Source organism: Arthrobacter crystallopoietes BAB-32 (assembly GCF_000328305.2).
Classification (GTDB): domain Bacteria; phylum Actinomycetota; class Actinomycetes; order Actinomycetales; family Micrococcaceae; genus Crystallibacter; species Crystallibacter crystallopoietes_A.
This window is the reverse complement of the sequence record NZ_ANPE02000084.1, coordinates 26,544-48,499: the sequence shown is the minus strand read 5'-3', so window position 1 is coordinate 48,499 and position 21,956 is coordinate 26,544. Positions and strand designations below refer to the sequence as shown.

The 21,956-nt window shown below is 68.3% G+C and carries 23 protein-coding genes and 2 pseudogenes; 22 read left to right on the top strand and 3 right to left on the bottom strand.

The window, feature by feature from the left end:
- Positions 1 to 1,969, top strand: a pseudogene (gene infB, locus D477_RS05755) (translation initiation factor IF-2); the annotation flags it as partial.
- Positions 1,970 to 2,047: 78 nt separating this feature from the next.
- Complete coding sequence (rbfA, locus tag D477_RS05750; RefSeq protein WP_005267961.1) at positions 2,048 to 2,524, top strand: 30S ribosome-binding factor RbfA; 477 nt, start codon at positions 2,048 to 2,050, stop codon at positions 2,522 to 2,524.
- 17 nt (positions 2,525 to 2,541) lie between these two features.
- Here the strand turns inward: rbfA and D477_RS05745 are convergent, their stop codons facing one another.
- Positions 2,542 to 3,537: a ScyD/ScyE family protein gene (locus D477_RS05745; RefSeq protein WP_005267960.1), complete on the bottom strand. Its 996-nt coding sequence runs from the start codon at positions 3,535 to 3,537 to the stop codon at positions 2,542 to 2,544.
- A gap of 340 nt (positions 3,538 to 3,877) precedes the next feature.
- Between D477_RS05745 and D477_RS05740 the strand changes: the two genes are divergently transcribed.
- The 9 genes and pseudogenes from D477_RS05740 (at position 3,878) to D477_RS05700 (ending at position 13,243) form a co-directional block, all read left to right on the top strand.
- Positions 3,878 to 4,351: a nucleoside deaminase gene (locus D477_RS05740; RefSeq protein ID WP_005267959.1), complete on the top strand. Its 474-nt coding sequence runs from the start codon at positions 3,878 to 3,880 to the stop codon at positions 4,349 to 4,351.
- Positions 4,352 to 4,480: 129 nt separating this feature from the next.
- Positions 4,481 to 5,307 (top strand): annotated as a pseudogene (gene truB / locus D477_RS05735) (tRNA pseudouridine(55) synthase TruB).
- A complete protein-coding gene (locus D477_RS05730) occupies positions 5,307 to 5,681 on the top strand; it encodes a hypothetical protein (RefSeq protein ID WP_005267958.1) in 375 nt (124 codons plus the stop codon). Before truB ends, D477_RS05730 begins: the two are co-directional and overlap by 1 nt.
- Before the next feature lie 17 nt (positions 5,682 to 5,698).
- Positions 5,699 to 6,172: a hypothetical protein gene (locus tag D477_RS05725; protein WP_005267957.1), complete on the top strand. Its 474-nt coding sequence runs from the start codon at positions 5,699 to 5,701 to the stop codon at positions 6,170 to 6,172.
- Positions 6,173 to 6,260: 88 nt separating this feature from the next.
- Positions 6,261 to 7,244: a bifunctional riboflavin kinase/FAD synthetase gene (locus tag D477_RS05720; RefSeq protein ID WP_043845820.1), complete on the top strand. Its 984-nt coding sequence runs from the start codon at positions 6,261 to 6,263 to the stop codon at positions 7,242 to 7,244.
- Positions 7,245 to 7,393: 149 nt separating this feature from the next.
- Positions 7,394 to 7,663 (top strand): 30S ribosomal protein S15, encoded by a 270-nt coding sequence (gene rpsO, locus D477_RS05715; RefSeq protein WP_005267955.1) that lies wholly within the window; start codon positions 7,394 to 7,396, stop codon positions 7,661 to 7,663.
- Between the two features lie 293 nt (positions 7,664 to 7,956).
- Positions 7,957 to 10,230, top strand: coding sequence for a polyribonucleotide nucleotidyltransferase (locus D477_RS05710; protein WP_005267954.1), 2,274 nt, complete (start codon positions 7,957 to 7,959; stop codon positions 10,228 to 10,230).
- Positions 10,231 to 10,296: 66 nt separating this feature from the next.
- The gene (locus D477_RS05705) at positions 10,297 to 11,604 is read left to right on the top strand and encodes a M16 family metallopeptidase (protein ID WP_005267953.1); all 1,308 of its coding nucleotides are present in this window, start codon (positions 10,297 to 10,299) and stop codon (positions 11,602 to 11,604) included.
- Between the two features lie 151 nt (positions 11,605 to 11,755).
- Positions 11,756 to 13,243, top strand: coding sequence for an alanine/glycine:cation symporter family protein (locus D477_RS05700; protein ID WP_005267952.1), 1,488 nt, complete (start codon positions 11,756 to 11,758; stop codon positions 13,241 to 13,243).
- A gap of 68 nt (positions 13,244 to 13,311) precedes the next feature.
- Here the strand turns inward: D477_RS05700 and D477_RS05695 are convergent, their stop codons facing one another.
- On the bottom strand, positions 13,312 to 13,578 hold the full coding sequence (locus D477_RS05695) for a MoaD/ThiS family protein (RefSeq protein WP_005267951.1): 267 nt from the start codon (positions 13,576 to 13,578) through the stop codon (positions 13,312 to 13,314).
- Complete coding sequence (gene moaA, locus D477_RS05690; protein ID WP_043845812.1) at positions 13,579 to 14,673, bottom strand: GTP 3',8-cyclase MoaA; 1,095 nt, start codon at positions 14,671 to 14,673, stop codon at positions 13,579 to 13,581.
- Between the two features lie 115 nt (positions 14,674 to 14,788).
- Here moaA and D477_RS05685 point away from each other — a divergent pair, with 115 nt between their 5' ends.
- The 11 genes from D477_RS05685 to D477_RS05640 all read left to right on the top strand — a co-directional run bounded on the left by D477_RS05685 (position 14,789) and on the right by D477_RS05640 (position 21,939).
- Complete coding sequence (locus tag D477_RS05685; protein WP_005267949.1) at positions 14,789 to 15,208, top strand: TOBE domain-containing protein; 420 nt, start codon at positions 14,789 to 14,791, stop codon at positions 15,206 to 15,208.
- On the top strand, positions 15,205 to 16,014 hold the full coding sequence (gene modA / locus D477_RS05680) for a molybdate ABC transporter substrate-binding protein (RefSeq protein ID WP_005267948.1): 810 nt from the start codon (positions 15,205 to 15,207) through the stop codon (positions 16,012 to 16,014). The genes D477_RS05685 and modA overlap by 4 nt, the downstream gene beginning before the upstream one ends.
- Before the next feature lie 74 nt (positions 16,015 to 16,088).
- Complete coding sequence (locus tag D477_RS05675) at positions 16,089 to 16,877, top strand: ABC transporter permease (RefSeq protein WP_005267947.1); 789 nt, start codon at positions 16,089 to 16,091, stop codon at positions 16,875 to 16,877.
- A complete protein-coding gene (locus tag D477_RS05670; RefSeq protein WP_005267946.1) occupies positions 16,874 to 17,941 on the top strand; it encodes a sulfate/molybdate ABC transporter ATP-binding protein in 1,068 nt (355 codons plus the stop codon). Before D477_RS05675 ends, D477_RS05670 begins: the two co-directional genes overlap by 4 nt.
- Before the next feature lie 59 nt (positions 17,942 to 18,000).
- Positions 18,001 to 18,567 (top strand): hypothetical protein, encoded by a 567-nt coding sequence (locus tag D477_RS23660; RefSeq protein WP_337587548.1) that lies wholly within the window; start codon positions 18,001 to 18,003, stop codon positions 18,565 to 18,567.
- Complete coding sequence (locus D477_RS23655) at positions 18,531 to 19,214, top strand: molybdopterin molybdotransferase MoeA (RefSeq protein ID WP_337587547.1); 684 nt, start codon at positions 18,531 to 18,533, stop codon at positions 19,212 to 19,214. Before D477_RS23660 ends, D477_RS23655 begins: the two co-directional genes overlap by 37 nt.
- A complete protein-coding gene (gene moaC / locus D477_RS05660; RefSeq protein WP_043845810.1) occupies positions 19,202 to 19,696 on the top strand; it encodes a cyclic pyranopterin monophosphate synthase MoaC in 495 nt (164 codons plus the stop codon). The genes D477_RS23655 and moaC overlap by 13 nt, the downstream gene beginning before the upstream one ends.
- Positions 19,693 to 20,265, top strand: a complete 573-nt coding sequence (locus D477_RS05655; protein ID WP_005267944.1) for a MogA/MoaB family molybdenum cofactor biosynthesis protein — start codon at positions 19,693 to 19,695, stop codon at positions 20,263 to 20,265. The genes moaC and D477_RS05655 overlap by 4 nt, the downstream gene beginning before the upstream one ends.
- A complete protein-coding gene (locus D477_RS05650; RefSeq protein ID WP_005267943.1) occupies positions 20,255 to 20,686 on the top strand; it encodes a molybdenum cofactor biosynthesis protein MoaE in 432 nt (143 codons plus the stop codon). Before D477_RS05655 ends, D477_RS05650 begins: the two co-directional genes overlap by 11 nt.
- Before the next feature lie 16 nt (positions 20,687 to 20,702).
- On the top strand, positions 20,703 to 21,461 hold the full coding sequence (dapB, locus tag D477_RS05645; protein ID WP_005267942.1) for a 4-hydroxy-tetrahydrodipicolinate reductase: 759 nt from the start codon (positions 20,703 to 20,705) through the stop codon (positions 21,459 to 21,461).
- Positions 21,454 to 21,939 (top strand): hypothetical protein, encoded by a 486-nt coding sequence (locus tag D477_RS05640; RefSeq protein ID WP_005267941.1) that lies wholly within the window; start codon positions 21,454 to 21,456, stop codon positions 21,937 to 21,939. The genes dapB and D477_RS05640 overlap by 8 nt, the downstream gene beginning before the upstream one ends.
- The last annotated feature ends 17 nt before the right edge of the window (positions 21,940 to 21,956 follow it).

The window sequence follows — 21,956 nt, the reverse complement described above, 5'->3', positions numbered from 1 at the left end:
GCGGTTTCGGCAAGGGCGGCCGCGGTCGCGGCGGCACACAGGTGCCTTCGGCAAGGGCGGCGCCGGTCGCGGCAAGCAGCGCAAGTCGAAGCGCGCCAAGCGCCAGGAACTGGAGCAGATGAGCGCACCGTCGCTGGGCGGCGTGTCGGTTCCCCGCGGCGACGGCAACACCGTTGTCCGGCTGCGCCGCGGCTCCTCGATTACGGACTTCGCCGACAAGATCGAGGCGAACCCGGCTGCACTGGTAACCGTGCTGTTCCACCTCGGTGAAATGGCTACGGCTACGCAGTCCCTGGACGAAGCGACCTTCGAGGTCCTGGGCGAGGAACTGGGCTACAAGATCCAGGTTGTGTCGCCCGAGGACGAAGAGCGCGAACTGCTGGATTCCTTCGACATCGACCTTGACGCCGAACTTGAGGCAGAAGGCGACGAGGACCTGGAGAAGCGCCCGGCAGTCGTGACCGTGATGGGCCACGTCGACCACGGTAAGACCAGGCTGCTGGACGCCATCCGCCACTCGAACGTTGTCGAGGGCGAACACGGCGGCATTACCCAGCACATCGGTGCCTACCAGATCGGCTTCGAGCACGACGACCGGCAGCGTCGGATCACCTTCATCGATACCCCGGGCCACGAGGCGTTCACCGCCATGCGTGCCCGTGGTGCCAAGGTCACCGACATCGCCATCCTGGTCGTGGCGGCTGACGACGGCGTGATGCCGCAGACGGTCGAGGCGCTGAACCACGCCCAGGCCGCCGAGGTGCCGATCGTGGTCGCGGTGAACAAAATCGACAAGGAAGGCGCCAACCCGGACAAGATCCGCGGCCAGCTGACCGAGTACGGCCTGGTTCCGGAAGAGTACGGCGGCGACACCATGTTCGTCGACGTCTCCGCCCGCCAGAACCTGAACATCGACGACCTGCTGTCCGCAGTCCTGCTGACCGCGGATGCCGCGCTCGACCTGCGGGCCAACCCGAACAAGGACGCACGCGGCATCGCCATCGAAGCGAACCTGGACAAGGGCCGCGGCGCGGTAGCCACCGTGCTGGTCCAGTCCGGCACGCTCCGGGTCGGCGACAACATCGTGGCCGGCACCGCCCATGGCCGCGTACGTGCCATGTTCGACGAGAACGGCGAACAAGTCGACGAAGCAACGCCTTCGCGTCCGGTCCAGGTTCTCGGCCTGTCCACGGTGCCGCGCGCCGGCGATACCTTCCTGGTGACCGACGACGAGCGCACTGCCCGCCAGATCGCCGAGAAGCGCGAGGCCGCGGACCGCAACGCCGCGCTGGCCAAGCGCCGCAAGCGGATCAGCCTCGAGGACTTCGACAAGGCCGTGGCCGAGGGCAAGGTGGACACGCTCAACCTCATCCTCAAGGGCGACGTGTCCGGTGCTGTGGAAGCGCTGGAGGACTCGCTGCTCAAGATCGATGTGGGCGAGGAAGTCCAGCTGCGCGTCATCCACCGCGGCGTCGGCGCCATCACGCAGAACGACGTCAACCTGGCCACGGTGGACAACGCCATCATCATCGGCTTCAACGTCCGCCCGGCCGAACGCGTGGCCGAACTGGCGGACCGCGAAGGCGTCGATATGCGCTTCTACTCGGTCATCTACGCGGCGATCGAGGACATCGAGAAGGCGCTCAAGGGCATGCTCAAGCCGGAGTTCGAGGAGCACCAGCTCGGTACGGCGGAGATCCGCGAGGTCTTCCGCTCCTCCAAGTGGGGCAACATCGCCGGCTCGATCGTGCGCTCGGGCATCATCCGCCGCAACACCAAGGCCCGCCTGGTGCGCGACGGTGTGGTGATCGGAGACAACCTCAACATCGATTCGCTGCGCCGCTTCAAGGACGACGCCACCGAGGTCCGCGAAGGCTTCGAGTGCGGTATCGGCCTGGGGTCCTTCAACGACCTCAAGGAAGGCGACATCATCGAGACCTTCGAGATGCGCGAGAAGCCGCGCGTCTAGCAAGTTCTCCACCGCAGCGCTGCCGGCACCTACCGGCAGGCGCTGCCTTCGAACGACCAACCGATATGAGGAGGGGTTATGGCCGATCCTGCCCGCGCAGCCAAGCTGGCCGACCGGATCAAGGTAGTGGTGGCGCAGGCGCTGGAGCGCCGCGTCAAGGATCCGCGGCTCGGGTTCGTAACCATCACCGACGCCCGCGTCACCAATGACCTGCAGCACGCGACCGTCTACTACACCGTCTTCGGCGACGACACCCAGCAGAGCGACACCCGCAAGGCCCTCGAATCGGCCAAGGGCATCCTCCGCTCGGAGGTCGGCAAGAACATCACTGCCCGCCTGACCCCCACGCTGGAGTTCGTGCCGGACGAGATTCCGGTCAACGCCGGCCACCTGGAGGAGCTGCTCCGCAAAGCCAAGGAGCGCGACGCCGAGGTGGCGGCACTGGCCGAGGGCGCTTCCTTCGCCGGAGAGTCCAATCCGTACCGCAGCGATGAAGAGGACGACGACGAGGAAGACTTTACTGCCGACCCGGACGAGCGGGACGGCACTTACTGATCAGCTGCTGCTGGCGGTCAGTCCAGCCGAACCTTGAGCACCTGCCCCGCGGGCGGTGATTCGGGTGCGGCGTGGACCGTCGCGTACAGCACCTCGTCTTCGATTTCGACGGCGCCCGGCACCTTCGCTTCCATGAAGGTCCGGGCGTCGTTGTCTCCGTCCTCGATCACAGAGATCCGGTTCCCGAACATTTCGGCCACAAAGATGTCGTCATCATCACTGACGGCGAGGCCGGTGGGACCAGCCAGGCCGCGCGCCACTTCCTCGGTCCAGCCGGAATCCGGATCGATTTTGTAGACCCGCCCCAGCTCGCCGAGCGACGTGTCTTCGGCACCGGCAGGCAGGAGGCTGACGTAGAGCCAGCCGTCGTCGCCGACTTCCACGTCGGTTGGCACCGGCTCCAGGTAGAACCGCTCACCCAGGACGCAGGCGGGCAGTTTCAGCAGTTTCTGGATTCGTCCGGTGATCTTCAGTGCGACGGCGGGCAGGACCGCTACCGTACGCACGCGTCCGGAATCCATGTCGATCCGCAGGATGTCGTTCCCGCCGGCGTCGGCAACGTAGAGATCGCCGCCATCCGGAGCGGTGGCGTAGGCATGCGAATCCACAGCGCCCTCGTATTTGGCCGCGCGGCCCATCGTCAGCTTCACCTGGTCCAGGCAACTCATCTCATCCACGTGCCGGAAGCCGTAGGTCGTGTCGCCGTCCGGATTGTGCTTCTGCTCGTACTGAGCCACATCGGCCAGCGTTTCGACCTCGCCGTCCCGGTCGCGCGACTTGACCAGCTGCACGTTCGGGGCGGGATCGTGCTCCCCGGCCCCGGTTCCTTCCATGAAGTAGAGGGTTCCCCGGTCACGGGAGACGGCTCCGATCTCCGTGCCGGACTGCCGCGCCCGGTAGACGTTCCGGAGTTCGTCCTCGTCGGTGATCCGGTCCAGCCGCCCCGCAAAGTTCTGCGTGACGTAGACTTCGGTACTGCCGCGGCCGGTGGCCAGGCTCAGCGGCGAAAACAACGGGGGATCGGCCTCGATGGTCCTGCTGTCCTAGCCCTCTCCCGTGCCGCCGTGGCCGGCCGCAGGAAGGGCACTCAGGCCCAACGCCAGGCCGAGGGCCAATGGCAGGGCGAGATACTGCTGGAAGTTGTTCACAGCCCTAGCACTCCTGTGCAAGGCCAACGCCAAGGCACCCCCGGACCGAAGCCGCAGGCCAAATGGATTCCTCGAAAATGCCCCGATCGGGCAACGGCACCGCGCAATCGTGCAGCCCTTCTGCAAACGGATGCAGTACGGTCAAGCTAGACCCGCAGCAACGGGCTGTCAACGAGGCAAAACAACCCGCAACCAAGGTGGTGCCATGGACGAGAAAATCGCGGAATACCTGACCCATGCCGTAGAAATCGCGGTGGAGAATGTCGGAGCCCAGGGCGGGCCGTTCGGCGCGATCGTTGTCGCCGCCGACGGCCAGGTCTTCGAGGGAACGAACCGCGTAACGGCCACGAACGACCCCACCGCCCACGCCGAGGTCGTGGCCATTCGCCGGGCGTGCCGGGAACTCGGCACGTTCAGCCTGGCGGGAGCTTCGCTCTACAGCAGCTGCGAGCCCTGTCCGCTCTGCCTCTCGGCGGCGCTGTGGTCCCGGCTGGAACGCGTCTATTTCGCCGCGGACCGCCACGATGCCGCACGCGTGGGATTCGACGACGCCGCGTTTTACGACTACATCCAGGGCCGGGGCGAAGCCTCCCTCATGCCGGTGTCCCAGATCGTGGTGCCGACCTCCCAGGAGCCCTTCCGCAGTTGGGAAGAACTGGATGCCAAGACCGAGTACTGAAGCACCGCCGTCGTTAGCCCCCTGCGTGCACCCCATATACTGAAAGGCGTGAATTCCGGGCCGCTCCGTTCAGGACTGATAATCGTGGACAAGCCGCAGGGGTGGACCAGCCATGACGTGGTCGGCCGCATGCGGCGGCTGGCGGGCACCAGGAAGGTGGGCCACGCCGGCACTTTGGACCCGATGGCCACCGGCGTACTGGTGGTAGGGATCAACCGGGCGACCCGGCTGCTGACTTACATCGTGGGTACCAGCAAGACGTACACCGCCACCATCCGTCTGGGCCAGTCCACGGTGACCGACGATGCCGAGGGCGAGGTGACCAACGAGACCATCGCCGCGGCGGTGACCGAGGACGCGATCCGCAGTGCAGTGGCGGACCTGACCGGGAACATCGAGCAGGTTCCCAGCAGTGTCTCCGCGATCAAGGTCAACGGCCAGCGCTCCTACGCGCGCGTCCGGGCCGGGGCGGAAGTCAAGCTGGCGGCACGGCCGGTGACGATCCACCGGTTCGCGATCCACGACATCCGGCGCGAGCGCGGCGGGAAGCTGCTGGACGTCGACGTCACGGTCGAGTGCTCATCCGGTACCTACATTCGCGCCCTGGCCAGGGACCTCGGCAACGCCTGGGCGTTGGGGGACACCTGACAGCGCTGCGGCGGACCCAGGTCGGACCGTATACGATCGAGGCGGCTGCCACGCTGGAGGAGCTGGCCGACAAGCTGCAGATCCTGGACTTGGACGCGGCTGCGCGGGCCTTGTTCCCGGCACGGGAGCTTGGGCCGGCTGAAGCAGCAGACCTGTCCCACGGCCGGCGGATTGCGGTCGGTTCCGGGGACGGCCCGGTGGCCGCCTTCGCCCCGGACGGGCGGTTGGTGGCTCTGCTGGAGAACAAGGGCGCCGAAGCGAAGCCGCTGCTGGTGTTCGCGCCCGGAAACGATGAGGCTGGACGTTAGTGGTTGTCGACGGATTCTTCATTACCGGTGCAGTCATTTGCGTACTGTCCTCGGTCATCTGCATTGCCGCCGCGGTGATCCGGCAGCCACCCAATGACATCACGATCCTGGCGGTGGCCGCCGTCGAACTGTTCCTGCTGGCCTACGGCATCGCAGCGATCTTCCGGCAGCTCGGGGGAGAGCCGGTCGCCGGCGAGGCCTGGGAGTTCTGGGGCTACTGGATTACCGCGCTGATCGTTCCCATCGGCGCCTTCTGGTGGTCAATGCTGGAACGCAGCCGGTGGAGCAACCTGGTCCTGGGCGCCGTCGGCCTCACCATCGCCGTGATGCTCGTGCGGATGGAACAGATCTGGGACCAGGCCGCCGCACTATGAAAGCGAAGTTAGGAAACATGACGCCGTCAAGCCCCGCTGCCCGAAAGCCCGAAGCGCAGCACCCGGAACCGCATTCGGCCTCAGCAGCAGGGCACCGTTCCAGCGGGCCGGGACGGCTGATCGTCGCCGTGTACGGGGTGTTCGCCATTTCGGCCACGGCGCGGGCGTCCTACCAGATCGCCACCAAGTTCTCCGAAGCCCCGGTGGCCTACCTGCTCTCGGCCTTCGCCGCCGTCGTTTATATCCTGGCGACCGTCGCACTGGCCCGGAAGGGCCTGCGCTGGTACTGGACGTCGGTTGCGGCCATCAGCGTTGAACTGGCCGGAGTCCTCGCCGTGGGGCTGCTGAGCCTGCTGGATCCGGCGCTGCTGCCGGAGGACACCGTCTGGTCGGGATTCGGCCAGGGCTACGGGTATGTGCCGCTGGTGCTGCCGCTGCTGGGGCTATGGTGGCTGTGGCGGCACCGGCCGGGCCGCGGGGTTGTGCAGTAACGGGACCGGCATCTGCATAATGGATGGGATGCTGCCCGCCTGCACCACCGCGGGCCGGGGGCATGGAAGCTGATCGATGCGAGGAGAGATAGTGGACTACTGGAATGACCTGGCCGAAGTACCGTCCGGCTATGGTCCCTCAGTGGTAACTTTGGGCAATTTCGACGGCGTGCACCGCGGCCACCAGCAGGTGCTGGCGAAGCTTGTCGAGACTGCGGCCCGCCACAGCGCCAGCGCCGTCGCCATCTCCTTCGACCCGCATCCGGCCCAAGTGCACCGGCCGCACTCCGCGCCGCAGCAGATCATGGGGCTGGCGGACCGGGTGGCCGCGCTGGAGGAGACCGGCATCGACGGCCTGCTGATGATGGAATACACCCTGGAGCTCGCGGCGGACACGCCTGAGGAATTCGTCCGCAAAGTGTTCGTCGAAACGCTCGGCGTTTGCGCCGTCGTCATCGGGCATGACGTCCGGTTCGGCAAGGACAATTCCGGGGATCTGACCACCATGCAGGAGCTGGGCGAACAGTTCGGCTTTGCGGTGGACGTGATCGAGGAATACGGCGCGGACCAGCCGGACGCCCCCGATGTGCTGCACGGCGGGCGGCGGTGCTCGTCCTCGTGGGTCCGGGAGGCGTTGGCCGAAGGAGACGTGACGACGGCAGCGCAGGTCCTCGGCCGGCTCCACCGGGTGCGCGGCGAGGTGGTGCACGGGGATGCGCGGGGACGCGAGCTGGGTTTTCCCACCGCCAACCTCTCTCCGGATGCCAGCGGCATGATTCCGGCGGACGGCGTGTATGCGGGCTGGCTCATCGACGGTGCGGGGATGCGGTGGCCGGCGGCGATATCGGTAGGCTCCAACCCAACCTTCGAAGGCGCCAGCCGCCGCGTGGAAGCACACGTCATCGACCGGCCCAAGGAGAGCGCCGGAGACTTCGACCTCTACGGCCAGCAGGTCGTCGTCGAGTTCGTGCAGCGCCTGCGCGGCATGGTGGCCTACACCGGTCCGGAAGCACTGGTCACCCAAATGCAGCTTGACGTCGACCAGTCCCGGGCACTGCTTTCGACAGAGTAGGTTCCCGCCGGTAGACTGGAGGGCGAATCCGGCTGCGGTCCGTGGTGGCTGGATTCCTCCATGCCTGCCGGTCCGTCCGGCGCAGGGTGAGGAGCCCCCGGCAGCGAAGTGCTGATTCGGGCCTCACGGCACAACTTCTAGGAGTTACTGTGGCACTGGACGCCGCTATCAAGCAGGAAATCATCAAGGAATACGCCACCCACGAGGGCGACACGGGTTCTCCCGAGGTACAGATCGCAGTTCTGTCCCGCCGCATCTCGGACCTGACGGAACACCTGAAGATGCACAAGCATGACCACCATACCCGCCGCGGTCTGATGGCCCTGGTCGGCCGCCGCCGGCGCATGCTCAGCTACCTGCATGACACCGACATCGCCCGCTACCGTTCGCTCATTGAGCGTCTCGGCCTGCGCCGCTAGTCTGACATGAAAGGCGGCTTCCTCGGATCTGCCGAAGGCACCAGGGGGAGCCGCCTTTCGTCTGACCACCACAATTTCATCAACAGGAGTTGACCGGCATCGTCAGCATTCGCGGTCCTCGGTAGTGACATCCGGGAGGCAGCTGCACACGCAGCGCCGCCCGGACGTCTCGATCGAAGACCGGGTGTTGATCCGGCCGCATGGCCGCAACCAGGCGCCGACCACCAGGTCGGCAAGCAAGCCTGGGGGCGGTGCCGGTTGCCTCCGCCACTACAGAAACGGAGGTGGCTCTCTTGGAGGGTCCCGAAATCCAGTTCTCCGAGGCCGTCATCGACAACGGCCGCTTCGGCCAGCGCGTGGTCCGGTTCGAAACCGGACGTCTTGCACAGCAGGCCGCCGGCTCGGCGATGGTCTACATCGACGAGGACACGGCACTGCTGTCGGCCACCACGGCCGGCAAGTCCCCGCGTGAAGGGTTCGACTTCTTCCCGCTGACCGTGGACGTCGAGGAGCGCATGTACGCTGCCGGCCGCATCCCCGGTTCCTTCTTCCGCCGCGAAGGGCGTCCGTCCACCGAAGCCATCCTGGCCTGCCGCCTGATGGACCGTCCGCTGCGCCCGGCCTTCGTGAAGGGCCTGCGCAACGAGGTGCAGATCGTCGTCACCGTACTGTCCATCAACCCGGACGTCCTGTACGACGTCGTGGCCATCAACGCCTCCTCCATGTCGACCCAGCTGAGCGGCCTGCCGTTCTCCGGGCCGATCGGCGGTGTTCGCGTGGCCCTGGTCGATGACCAGTGGGTTGCTTTCCCGAAGCACTCCGAACTCGAGCGCGCGGTCTTCAGCATGGTCGTCGCGGGCCGCATTGCCGGCGAAGACGTCGCGATCATGATGGTCGAGGCGGAGGCTACGGACAACGCCTGGAACCTGATCAAGTCCGAGGGCGCAACGGCTCCGACCGAAGAGGTTGTCGCCGAGGGCCTGGAAGCGGCCAAGCCGTTCATCCGTGCGCTGTGCGACGCACAGGCCGACCTGGCTGCCCGCGCGGCAAAGCCGACCGTCGAGTTCCCGATCTTCAAGGACTACGAGGACGACGCTTTCGCCGCCGTCGAATCCGCTGCTGCGGCCAAGCTGACGGAAATCTTCTCCATCGCGGACAAGCAGACCCGCAACGACGCTGCGGACGACTTCAAGGCAGAGATCCTTGAGCGGTTCACCGGCACCGAAGAGTCGGAGTTCGCCGGCCGTGAGCGTGAAATCAGCGCAGCGTTCAACTCGGTGACCAAGAAGGTCGTGCGCCAGCGCATCCTGAAGGACCAGGTCCGCATCGACGGCCGCGGCCTGACGGACATCCGCAAGCTCACCGCCGAGGTCGAGGTGCTGCCGCGCGTGCACGGTTCGGCGATCTTCGAACGCGGCGAGACCCAGATCATGGGTGTCACCACGCTGAACATGCTCAAGATGGAGCAGCAGATCGACTCGCTCTCGCCGGTCGATTCCAAGCGCTACATGCACCACTACAACTTCCCGCCGTTCTCGACCGGCGAGACCGGCCGCGTGGGTTCGCCCAAGCGCCGCGAGATCGGCCACGGCGCCCTCGCCGAGCGTGCCATGGTTCCGGTGCTGCCGTCGCGCGAGGAGTTCCCCTACGCCATCCGCCAGGTCTCCGAGGCCCTCGGCTCCAACGGCTCCACCTCGATGGGCTCGGTCTGCGCTTCGACGCTGTCCCTGCTGAACGCGGGCGTGCCGCTGAAGGCTCCTGTGGCCGGTATTGCCATGGGCCTGGTCTCCGACCAGGTCGACGGCGAAACCCGCTACGCCGCGCTTACTGACATCCTCGGCGCCGAAGATGCATACGGCGACATGGACTTCAAGGTCGCCGGCACCTCCGAGTTCGTGACCGCGATCCAGCTGGACACCAAGCTGGACGGCATCCCCGCCTCGGTCCTTGCCGCGGCACTGAAGCAGGCCCGCGAAGCCCGCCTGCACATCCTGGGCGTGCTGCAGGCTGCCATCGATACGCCGGACGAGCTTTCCGAGTTCGCGCCGCGCATCATCTCGGTGAAGATCCCGGTGGACAAGATCGGCGAGGTCATCGGCCCCAAGGGCAAGATGATCAACCAGATCCAGGAAGACACCGGAGCGGACATCTCCATCGAGGACGACGGCACCGTGCTGATCGGCGCCACGGACGGAAGCTCGGCCGAAGCGGCCCGGGCTGCGGTCAACGCCATCGCCAACCCGCAGGTCCCGGAGGTCGGCGAGCGGTACCTGGGCACGGTCGTGAAGACCACCACCTTCGGTGCCTTCGTCTCCTTGACCCCGGGCAAGGATGGCCTGCTGCACATCTCCGAGCTGCGCAAGCTCGCCGGCGGCAAGCGCGTGGACAACGTGGAGGGCGTCGTGTCCGTGGGCCAGAAGGTCCAGGTCGAGATCACCAAGATCGACGACCGCGGCAAGCTCTCCCTGTCTCCCGTCGTGGCGGAGGATTCCGCCGAGGCCGGCCAGGCCGAAGCCGAGGGCGCACGCCAGCAGGCGGAGGCCCCTGCGGAAGGCTCCGAAGACTAAATGCCTGAAGCATTTGACCGGGAACTCCCCGCCGCGGAGCAAGGCTCTGCGGCGGGGAGTTCCGCTATGCCCCTGGAAATCCTCCAAAGCAGCGAGGACAGCGCCGTTGTCCGCCGCTCGGTGCTCCCCGGCGGCGTTCGCGTCCTGACCGAGGCCATGCCCGGACTGCGCTCGGCCACCATCGGTTTCTGGCTGGGCGTCGGCTCCCGGGACGAGGCCGAAGGCCACTTCGGCTCCACGCACTTCCTCGAGCACCTGCTGTTCAAGGGAACCCGGAACCGCACCGCCCTCGATATCGCGTCGGCATTCGACGAAGTCGGCGGCGAGTCCAACGCCGCGACGGCGAAAGAGAACACCTGCTACTACGCCCGGGTGCTCGACACCGACCTGCCCATGGCCATCGACGTCATCGCGGACATGGTGACCTCCGCCGTCCTGGAAAGCTCCGAACTGGAGCAGGAACGGGACGTCATCCTCGAGGAAATCGCCATGGACAACGACGATCCTTCCGACGTCTGCCACGAGAAGTTCGTTGAAGCCGTGCTCGCCGGCCACCCTCTGGGACGGCCGATCGGCGGGACACCGGAAGCGATCATGGGGGTGCCGCGGCAGGCCGTCTGGGAGCACTACCAGCGCTACTACCGTCCGGATGAACTGGTGGTCACGGCAGCGGGCGGCCTGGATCACGACGACGTTTGCGCCTTGGTCCTGCAGGCACTGGAACGCGCGGGCTGGGATCTGGTGCCCGGCGCCGCTCCCGTGGAACGCCGGCCGACCGAGCGCGCCGCCGTCAACTCCATTCCCGGCATCCACGTCCACCGGCGGCCGGTCGAACAGGCCAACATCGTCATGGGCTGCCAGTCGATCGTCGCTACCGATCCGCGCCGCTTCGTGATGAGCGTGCTCAACGCCGTGCTCGGCGGCGGAATGTCCTCGCGGCTGTTCCAGGAGATCCGCGAAAAGCGCGGCCTGGTCTACGCCACGTACTCCTTCGCAGGGGCCTACGCTGACGCCGGGTACTTCGGCATGTATGCAGGCTGCTCCCCGGCCAAGACCCGCCAGGTCATCGAGCTGCTCGGTGCCGAACTGGACCGCCTCGCCGCGGACGGGATCGACGACGACGAACTGCGCAAGGCAGTCGGGCAGCTATCCGGCGGCATTGTGCTGGCCCTTGAGGACAGCGGTTCCCGAATGTCCCGCCTCGGCCGCGCCGAACTGGTCACGGGCGAATTCCTGGATGCCGACGAAACCCTGGCACGGATCCGCGCGGTGAGCGCCGCCGACGTCCAGGCACTGGCGGCGGAACTCGCCGCAGCGCCCCGGACGATCACCGTCGTCGGACCGTTCGACAGTCCCGCAGACTTCGGGATGTAGCCCCCCGGCGCGCTTTCCGGCCGCGCCCGGCGGCCACGGCTGTCCACCTCGGCCACGTTTGCCACGGAAACCTCCGCCATCGACCTAGACTGCTGGAAGGGCGGTGACTGCGGTCACCTGCACAGAACCAGGAGCTACGGGAGGCGCGATTGTGGAAGACCTGACGGAGTTTTTGTCAGAGGTAAGTTCGGTGGTGTGGGGACCGTTCCTGCTCATACCGCTGCTGCTGGGAACGGGTCTCTACCTGACCATCAGGCTCGGAGGGCTGCAGTTCCTGAAACTGGGACCTGCGCTGTCGCTGGGTTTGCTTCGGCGCAAGGACCGCGGCGCCGAGGGCGATATTTCGCAGTTCCAGGCCTTGACGACCGCGCTGGCCGCGACCGTTGGTACAGGCAACATCGTCGGTGTGGCCACCGCTATCGGCATTGGCGGACCGGGCGCGCTGTTCTGGATGTGGGTGACCGCGCTGCTGGGCATGGCCTCCAAGTACTCGGAGGCCTTCCTGGGCGTGCGGTTCCGGACCACCGACGACGCGGGCGAGAAGTCCGGCGGCCCGCAGTACTACCTTGAGCGTGGCATCAAGAACAAGTTCGGCAAGGTCCTGGCGATTTCCTTCGCCATCTTTGCCTTCATCGCCTCCTTCGGGATCGGCAACATGACCCAGGGCAATTCGATCGCATCCAACGTCGAGAGCAGCTGGAGCATTCCGACCTGGGTCACCGGCATAGTGCTGTCGGTGCTGACCCTCATGGTGCTGGTCGGCGGTATCAAGTCCATCGGCCGCGTGACCGCCGGATTCGTGCCGGTCATGATCGTGTTCTACGTCCTCGGCGCGGTCTACATCCTGATCGCCAACATCGAGGGCATTCCGGCGGCGTTCGCGCTGATCTTCACCGACGCGTTCACCGGGACGGCCGCCGTGGGCGGTTTCACCGGTTCAGCCATCCTGCTCGTGATCCAGATGGGCGTGGCCCGCGGCATCTTCTCCAACGAATCGGGCATGGGCTCGGCCGCGATCGCCGCAGCTGCGGCCCAGACCACCCATCCGGTGCGCCAGGGCCTGGTCTCCATGACCCAGACGTTCATCGACACGATCATCGTGGTCAGCTGCACCGGACTCGTCATCATCACGACCGGCGTCTGGGACATCGGCGGCGACCAGGCTGCCGTGATGACCGGCGAGGCCTTCAGCCACGGGCTTCCCGGTGAATGGGGCCATTGGATCGTCACCATCGGCCTGGTCCTGTTCGCCTTCTCCACCATCCTCGGCTGGGCCTACTACGGGGAGCGCAACGTCGAGCGGCTCTTCGGCCGACGCGCGGTCATGCCCTTCCGCGTGGTCTTCTCGCTGGTGGTCTTCGTGGGCTGCACCGTACCGCTGGCCGTCGTCTGGAACTTCTCGGACGTGATGAACGGCCTGATGGCGCTGCCAAACCTGCTGGGCCTGCTGATCCTGTCCGGCCTGATCGCCAGGGAGACCAGGCACTACCTCAAGCACGATCCCAAGCTGACTGCCTCCAAGGAGGAGGTGGAAGCCTTCATGCAGGACCAGCCCGGCTGGGATGAATGGAAGGCAGGAGACGTGGTCGGTTCTTCGCACCACCACCGCATCGTCGCCCGCGGCGGTCCTGCCGAGTAGGTCCACGCAAAGGAGGGTCCCGCTCCTGCAGCAGCAGGAGCGGGACCCTTTACAGTGTCCAAATCCGCCTAGCCGCCGGCGAAGGGCGGGAGGATGTCGATGGTGTCGGCGTCGATGAGCTTCATGCTTGTGTCGCGCGCGGCGATTTCGTTGACCAGGAAGCTGCTGCGGCTGATGACCGTGGCCAGGGCCGGGGCGCCGGGGCCGGCGGGCGCCGGATGCCGGTCGCTGAGCAGCCGGAGGAGTTCGTCCAATGTGCTGCCGTTGGGCAGGTCCAGGGCTTCTTCGCCGGTGCCGGTGGCGGCCTGTGCCGCGCCGAAGTATCGGATGATCATTTAGCCGCCTATCGCGCTCATGCTGCGGTCGGGTTGGATGAAGTCGGGGCTGCCGAGCCCGGTGTGGTCCATGCCGTGGGCACGGGGCTTGGCCCACATGGCGTCGCGCCAGAGGTCGGCGACTGCCTCGTCGCCGGCGCCGCTGCGGAGCAGGTCCCGGAGGTCGGTTTCCTCGTGCGAGAAGAGGCAGGAACGGACCTTGCCCTCGGCGGTGATGCGGGTGCGGCGGCAATCGGCGCAGAAGGGCTCGGTGACCGAGGCGATGATCCCGACGGTGCCGGCAACCTCCGACGGTGAGTTCCGCCGTCGTACTTGCCAGCGTTCGGCCGGCGCGCCGTCACGCTGGCGGGGATCCGGCGCAAGGACGAAGTCCTCCTCGAGGAGGCCGCGGATCTCCGCTGCAGTGATCATGTTCTGCCGGGTCCAGCCGTGGTCCGCGTCGAGCGGCATCTGTTCGATGAAACGCAGTTCGTAGCCGCGGCCGACCGCCCAATCCAGCAGCGCAGGCGCCTCGTGGTCGTTGATGCCGCGCATCAGCACGGCGTTGATCTTGATGGGGCCCAGGCCGGCGCGGGCCGCTTCGTCGATGCCGTGCAGGACGCGGTCCAGGAAGGGCCGGCGGGTCAGCTGGGCGAAGGTCTCCGGGTGCAGCGAGTCCATCGAGACGTTGATGCGGGTCAGTCCGGCGGCCTTGAGTTCGCCGGCCTTCTTGTCCAGGCCCAGGCCGTTGGTGGTCAGGGAGACCGGCAGATCCGGGTGGTTGGTGCGGACCGCGCCGATGATGCCGGCCAGGCCGGCGCGGACCAGCGGCTCACCGCCGGTCAGGCGCAGTTCGCGGACACCGAGGTGTTCGACGCCGATGCGCACCAGCCGGACGATCTCATCGTCGCCGAGCACCTGGTCCTTGGGCAGCCAGTCCAGTCCGCCGGCCGGCATGCAGTACGTGCAGCGCAGGTTGCACTTGTCGGTCAGGGAGATCCGCAGGTCCGTGGCCTGGCGCCCGAACCGGTCAACCAGGCCGGGGCCGGTCCCAGGAGGGCGTGCGGGGACCGGGGAAGTCCCGGGAAGCCGCGGCATGCCCAATTCAACGCTCATATATCGAGGGTACGTTAGCGGCGCAAGCCCCGCCGAGGACCGGCGGCGGGCGCATCACGGTGCTCAGCGCATAAGAGTCTTCTCCTGACGCAGATGCGCCTCTACGATGAGATTTATGACGCAAATACGAGTATCCAATGCTGCCCGCTTCCTGGGGGTCAGTGACGACACCGTGCGCCGGTGGATCGACGCGGGGACCCTGGCCGGAAGCCGGGATGGCTCGGGGCGGACGGTGGTGGAAGGAACTGAGCTCGCGGCCTTGGCGAAGAAGCAGGCGGAGCTGCCGGCGGACACCGCCGCGGCGGGGAGCTCGGCGCGGAACCGGTTTGTCGGCCTGGTGACCGCCGTCGTGACGGACAAGGTGATGGCCCAGGTGGAGCTGCAGTGCGGTCCGCACCGCGTGGTGTCCCTCATGAGCGCGGAGGCGGTGAGGGAGCTCGGGCTGGAGCCGGGTTCGGTGGCCACTGCGGTGGTGAAGGCCACCAACGTGATCGTGCAGACCCCTTCGGCGCCTCGCGGAAGGCCGTGGTCATGACCGGAGGGCCCCGGCGCGGGTCCAGGCACCGGGCGGCGGCCGCGCTGCTTGCAGGTTCCCTGGTGCTGGCCGGCTGTTCGGGGACGCCCGGCGGGGACAGGACGGCGGACTCCGGCGGGGACGGGCAGGTGCTGACCGTGTACGCCGCCGCGTCCCTGGCCGGGCCGTTCACCGAGCTGGCCCGTTCCTACGAGTTCGCTGTTCCGGGCACCACCGTGCGGCTGAATTTCGCCGGCTCGGCAGAACTGGCAACACAGATCCTGGCCGGGGCGCCGGCGGACGTCTTCGCCTCCGCGGACTCAGCCACCATGGAGCGCGTCGACAGCGCGGGGGAGCTGGGCGGTGCGCCGCGGGATTTCGCAACCAACGTGCCGGCGCTGGTGGTTCCTGCGGGCAATCCCGCCGGCATTGCCGGGCTGGCAGACCTTGAGGACGACGGCGTTGCGCTGGTGATGTGCGCGCAGCAGGTTCCGTGCGGGGCGGCGGCGCACCGGCTGGCGTTGGCGAATGCGGTCAGCCTCCGGCCGGTGAGCGAGGAAAACTCCGTCACGGCCGTGCTCGCCAAGGTCAGGACCGGCGAGGCCGATGCCGGCCTCGTCTACCGCACCGACGTGGTCCGGGGTGGGGGCGACGTCGAGGCCATCCCCGTCCCGCAGGCTGACGAGGCTGCCGTCACGTATCCAATCGCTGCCACCCGGCGGGGTGCGGAAACAGGGCGCGGGCAACTGGCGGCTGGTTTTATCGAACATGTTGCCGGGCCGAAGGGCCGGGCGGCGCTCGAACAGGCAGGCTTCGGAACACCATGACGAACCGGGACGCGATGGCCGCGGCCAGCAGGGTGGCCGGGAGGGGTGGGGGCCGGAGCGGGAGAAGTGCGCCGGTGGGCCTACCGCTCTGGGTTTTCGCCGGCGCCCTGGCCGGAGCCCTGCTGATCGTGCTGCCGCTGCTGGCGATGGCGCTGCGCACCAACTGGTCCGGGTTCCTGCCGCTGGTCACCAGCAGCAGCGCGCTGGCGGCCCTGGGGCTGAGCCTGCGCACCGCAGCGGCCAGCACGGTGCTGTGCGTTCTGCTGGGTACGCCGCTGGCCCTGGTGCTGGCCCGCGCCCGGTTCCGCGGGCTGAAGCTGCTGCGCGCGCTGGTGCTGCTGCCCCTGGTGCTGCCGCCCGTCGTCGGCGGTATGGCGTTGCTCTATACCTTCGGCCGCCGCGGCCTGCTCGGCGAGGCCTTCGAGGTTGCCGGAATCGGGATCGCTTTTTCCACCGCCGCCGTGGTGCTGGCCCAAACGTTCGTGGCGCTGCCGTTCCTGGTGCTGAGCGTGGAGGCCGCGCTGCGGACGGCCGGCACCAAGTTCGAAACCGCGGCCGCCACCCTGGGCGCGGCTCCGGGCACGGTCCTGCGGCGCGTGACGCTTCCGCTCCTGCTGCCCTCGCTCGCCTCCGGAACCATCCTGTGCTTCGCCCGCGCACTGGGGGAGTTCGGCGCCACCCTGACCTTCGCGGGCAGCCTGGCCGGCGTCACCCGCACTCTGCCGCTGGAGATCTACCTCCAGCACGAAACGGACCCGGACGCCGCCATCGCGCTGTCCATGCTGCTGGTGGGGACCGCCGTCGTTATTGTGGCGTTGACCTACAGCCGGACCGCCAGGCCCGGAAGCGGTGGCGCGACATGACGTTTTCGATCGATGCCGGGCTTGAGGACCGCGGGCTGGAGCTGCAGTTGGCGCTGCGGGAAGGCGAGACGGTCGCGCTGATGGGGGAGAACGGGGCCGGAAAATCCAGTGTGCTGGGACTGATCGCCGGACTGCTGCGCGCGGACCGCGGGGAAGCGGTGCTGGACGGACGCCCGCTCTTCGGCCCGGGCCAGTGGCTGCCGCCACACCAGCGCTCCGTGGCCTTGCTGTCGCAGGAGGCCCTGCTGTTTCCCCAGCTGAGCGTGCTGGAGAACGTCGCCTTCGGTCCTCGCAGCCAGGGCAAGTCCCGGTCCGCTGCCAGGGCGCAGGCACGGCATTGGCTAACCGAAGCCGAGGCAGCCGACCTCGCGGACCGCCGTCCCGCAAGCCTCTCCGGCGGGCAGGCCCAGCGGGTGGCGATCGCCCGGGCACTGGCCGCTGATCCGGCACTGCTGCTGCTGGACGAGCCGCTGGCGGCGCTGGACGTGGCGGTGGCGCCGGTGATCCGCCGGATGCTGCGGCGGGTGCTGGCCGGCCGGCGCGCGGTGATTGTCACGCACGACCTTCTCGACGCGCTGCTGCTGGCGGACCGCGTTGTCGTGCTGGACAACGGCCGGGTGGCCGAGGAGGGGACGCCGCAGCAGCTCCTGGCCAGGCCGCGCAGCAGCTTCACCGCGGGGCTGGCCGGCCTGAACCTCATCAGCGGCCATGCTGTCGAGGGCGGGCTCCGTGCCGGAGAACGCAGCGGACTCCCGGCCGGCACCGTCGTCGCCGGCACGCGCGCCGGGCAGCTGCTGGACGGGGAGCCCGCCGTGGCGGCGTTCCGGCCGGCGGCAGTCAGCGTCTTCACGTCGCATCCCCACGGCAGTCCGCGCAACGTCCTCGAAGTCATCGTCGACGAGCTGGAGCCCGCGTCCGGGCACGTGCTGGTCCGGGCCGGGCAGCTGGCCGCCGAAGTGACGCCGGCTGCCGCCGCCGAGCTGGGCCTGCACCCTGGCGGTGCGGCCTTCTTCGCGGTCAAAGCCAGCGAGGTCTCGGTGTACCCGGCCCGCACCGCAGGTTGAGCGGACGGTGGGCTGAGCAGGGTGCCCTAGGATGGCTGCTGGAGAGAAGGGAGACCCGGTTGGCCAGATCGGTAGCCGAACACCGCAGCGCGGTCACCGCCCTGCTGCGCGCCGCGCTGGCAGAGTTGTCCCAGCGGCCCGAAACCGTGCCGCTGCTGCAGGCCGTGGGCCGCACGCTCGCCGAAAACGCAGCTGCACCCGTGAGCCTGCCGCCGTTCGACAACTCCCAGATGGACGGTTACGCGATCGCCAGCGCTGCCACCGCGGCCAGCACCGAATTCGCCGTTGCCGCCCCGATCGCTGCCGGCCACGCCGCACCGCCGCTGGATCCCGGGACCGCCGCCCCGATCATGACCGGTGCCATGCTCCCGGACGGTGCGGACGCCGTCGTACCTATTGAACAGGCGGTGCCGGACGGGTTCCAGCCGCCGCGCCCCGGGCTGAAAGTCACGCTGCCCGCGCACGTGCCGGGCGGCCAGTTCGTCCGGCCTGCCGGAAGCGATATCGCCGCCGGTGCCTTGCGCTGCGGCGGGGCACGCGGCTCGACGCCCCGCAGCTCGGCCTGCTGGCTGCGCTCGGCGTGGACCGCGTGGCCGTGCTGCCGCGCCCGCGCGTGCTGCTGCTGAGCACCGGCGACGAGGTCGTGCCGCCGGGCGCCTTCCCCGGTCCGGGCCAGATCTTCGACGCGAACAACACCCTGCTGGCCGCATCGCTGCTGCAGGCCGGCGCGGACGTCGCCGCCAGCCGCATCCTGGCCGATTCGCCCGAGGACTTTGCCGGCCAGCTGCGCGAAGACCTGCAGCAGCACCGGCCGCAGCTGCTGGTAACCTCCGGCGGCATCAGCAAGGGGGCCTTCGAGGTCGTCAAGCAGGCGCTGGCCGCCCACGACGTGCGCTTCGAGTCCGTGGCGATGCAGCCGGGCGGCCCGCAGGCCATCGGCACCGTCGACTCCGTCGCCTTCCTCGGGTTTCCGGGCAACCCGGTCAGCTCGCTCATCTCCTTCGAGATGTTCCTGCGCCCGGCGCTGACGGAGGTCCTGGGAACCCCGGCGGCGCGGCCGGTGCTGCAGGTGCCGCTGGCCGAGGCCGTGACCTCGCCGGAAGGCAAGCACCAGGTCCGGCGGGGCTATTACGACGGCGCAACCGTCCGCCTCGTGGGTGGCCCCGGCTCCCATCTGCTGCACGCGCTGGCGCAGGCCAACGCCCTCGTGCACCTGCCGCCGGGACTGGAGGCGGCGGAAGCCGGCGAAAACGTGGAAATATGGCTGCTATGAAGGACACCGAAACAACCGCCGGGCTCACCCATGTCCGAGAGGACGGCACGGCGCACATGGTCGACGTCAGCGGCAAGGCGGAAACGGCCCGCGAAGCCACCGCCCAGGCCGTGCTGACCACGCGCGAGGACGTGGTGGCGCTGCTGGTGTCCGGCGGCCTGCCCAAGGGGGACGCCCTGGCCGTCAGCCGCGTCGCCGGCATCATGGCCGCGAAGCAGACGCCCGCCCTCATCCCGCTGTGCCACCCGCTGCCGCTCAGCAAGGTGACCGTGGACTTCCACCCGGGTGATACCGACGTCCGGATCGAGGCAACCGTGCGCACCCGGGGTGTCACCGGCGTCGAAATGGAGGCCCTGACCGCCGCCTCGGTGGCCGCCCTGAGCCTGTACGACATGGTCAAGGCGGTGGACAAGCACGCCGTGATCAGCGACATCAAGGTCCTGGCCAAGTCCGGCGGCAAGAGCGGGGACTGGTCGCTGTGAACCATGCCCGTCCAAAGCACGCCGACGCAAACGCAACGGGAGAGGTCAACCGCACTGCCGGCGTCGTTATTGCCTCCAACCGCGCCGCCGCCGGCACCTACCCGGACCGCACCGGGCCGGTCATCAGCCAGTGGCTGCGCGACCAGGGCTTTGACCCGCTGCCCGTGCGCGTCGTGCCGGACGGCGAACCGGTCAAGGCCGCGCTGGCCGACCTGCTCGCGGAACGGCCCGGAGTCATCATCACCAGCGGCGGCACCGGCATCACCGCCGACGACCGGACCCCCGAAATGACGGCCGGTTTCCTCCAGAAGCAGCTGCCCGGCGTCGCCGAGGCGATGCGCGCCGCCGGGGCGGCCAAGACGCCGCTGGCCGTGCTCAGCCGCGGGCTGGCCGGGGTTTCCGGCACCACCTTCATCGTCAACCTGCCCGGCTCGGCCGGCGGCGTGCGGGACGGGCTGGACGTCCTCGCGCCGCTGCTGGAACACATCTGCACGCAGCTCGCGGGGCAGCGCGACGCCGGCCACCCTGCCGCACCCGTACCGAATTCCGGAGGTCATCATGGTCATTAGCGAAGTCCTGCATGCCGAGGTCAGCGCCGAACCGCTGGATGTCGCGGCTGCGATGGCTGCGGCCGAGTCCGCCGAATGCGGCGCGGTGGTCACCTTCAGCGGGGTGGTCCGCAACCACGACGGCGGCCAGGCCGTGGCCGCGCTGGGCTACTCGGCGCATCCGTCCGCTGGCCGCGTGATCGCGGAGGTGGCGGCGGACATCGCGCAAAAGCACGACGGCGTACGCATCTGGGTAGCGCACCGCACCGGAGCGCTGGCCATCGGGGATGCGGCCCTCGTGGCGGCCGTCGCTTCGGCCCACCGTGCGGCCGCCTTCGCGGCGGCGGCCGAACTGGTCGACACGGTCAAGGAGCGCGTTCCCGTTTGGAAGGAGCAGCGCTTCGCCGACGGCAGCACCGAATGGGTGGGCATCGGCCAGTAGCGATAGTCTGGAAACCATGACTGAACAATTGGCGGTGGCCGTGCTGGGCGCCGGGGGACGGATGGGCGCGGAGGCGGTCAAAGCCGTTGAGGCAGCCGAAGACTTGAAGCTCGTGGCGGCGTTGGGCCGGTCCGACAGCCTGGAGGCGCTGGTGGAGGCCGGCGCCGATGTCGTCGTCGACCTCACCACCCCGGACAGCACCGAGCAGAACGTCCGCTTCGCCGTCGAACACGGCATGCACGCCGTAGTGGGCACTACCGGCTGGGACCAGGGCAAGCGCCGTTCATTGGCGGCCCTGCTGGAGGACAACCCGCAGATCGGCGTGCTGATCGCGCCGAATTTCGCGCTCGGATCCGTGCTGGCTTCGGCGTTCGCGGCCAAAGCCTCCCGCTACTTCGAGTCGGTGGAAATCGTCGAACTGCACCACCCGGACAAAGTGGATGCTCCCTCGGGCACTGCCGTGCGCACTGCGCAGCTGGTCGCCGCGGCCCGTGCGGAAGCCGGCCTGCCTGCCAGCCCGGATGCGACCACGAAGTCGTTGGAAGGTGCCCGTGGCGCGGACGTGGACGGTGTGAAAGTGCACAGCGTGCGGCTGCGCGGCCTCGTGGCGCACCAGGAAGTGCTGCTGGGCGGGCCGGGCGAGCAGCTGACCATCCGGCATGATTCCTACGACCGCGCCTCCTTCATGCCCGGTGTCCTGCTCGGTGTGCGCCAGGTGGCCAGCCATCCGGGTCTGACCTACGGGCTGGACGGCTACCTTGACCTCAATGACTGAGCCTGCCGGCGCAGGCACCGTGTCCTGGTACGCCCGGCACGGCGAGAAGATCTGGGTCACGCTCATCATTGTGCTGCTGGTGGCCTACATGTCGCTGACCGTGCACCGGGCCTGGCTGCTGCTGCAGGACCCGCAGCTGGTCGCGAAGGGGATCGGGGCCGCGCTGCTGATCCTGCCGGTCATCGGCGCCTGGGCCCTGGTCCGGGAGGTGGTCTTCGGCGCACGGATGTCCCGGCTGGCCAAGATCCTCGAGGCCGAGGGCGGCCTGCCGGAGGACAACCTGCCGCGCACTCCCGGCGGCAGGATCGTGCAGGAAGCCGCCGACGCGGAATTCGAAAAGTACAAGGCGGAGACCGAGGCGGCTCCCGGCGAATGGCGCAGCTGGTTCCGGCTCTCCTGTGCCTACGACGCCGCCCGGGACCGCAAGCGCGCCCGTGAATCGATGCGGCGGGCCATCTCGCTCAGCCGGCACAGCTGAGCCTGTCCTTCACTGGC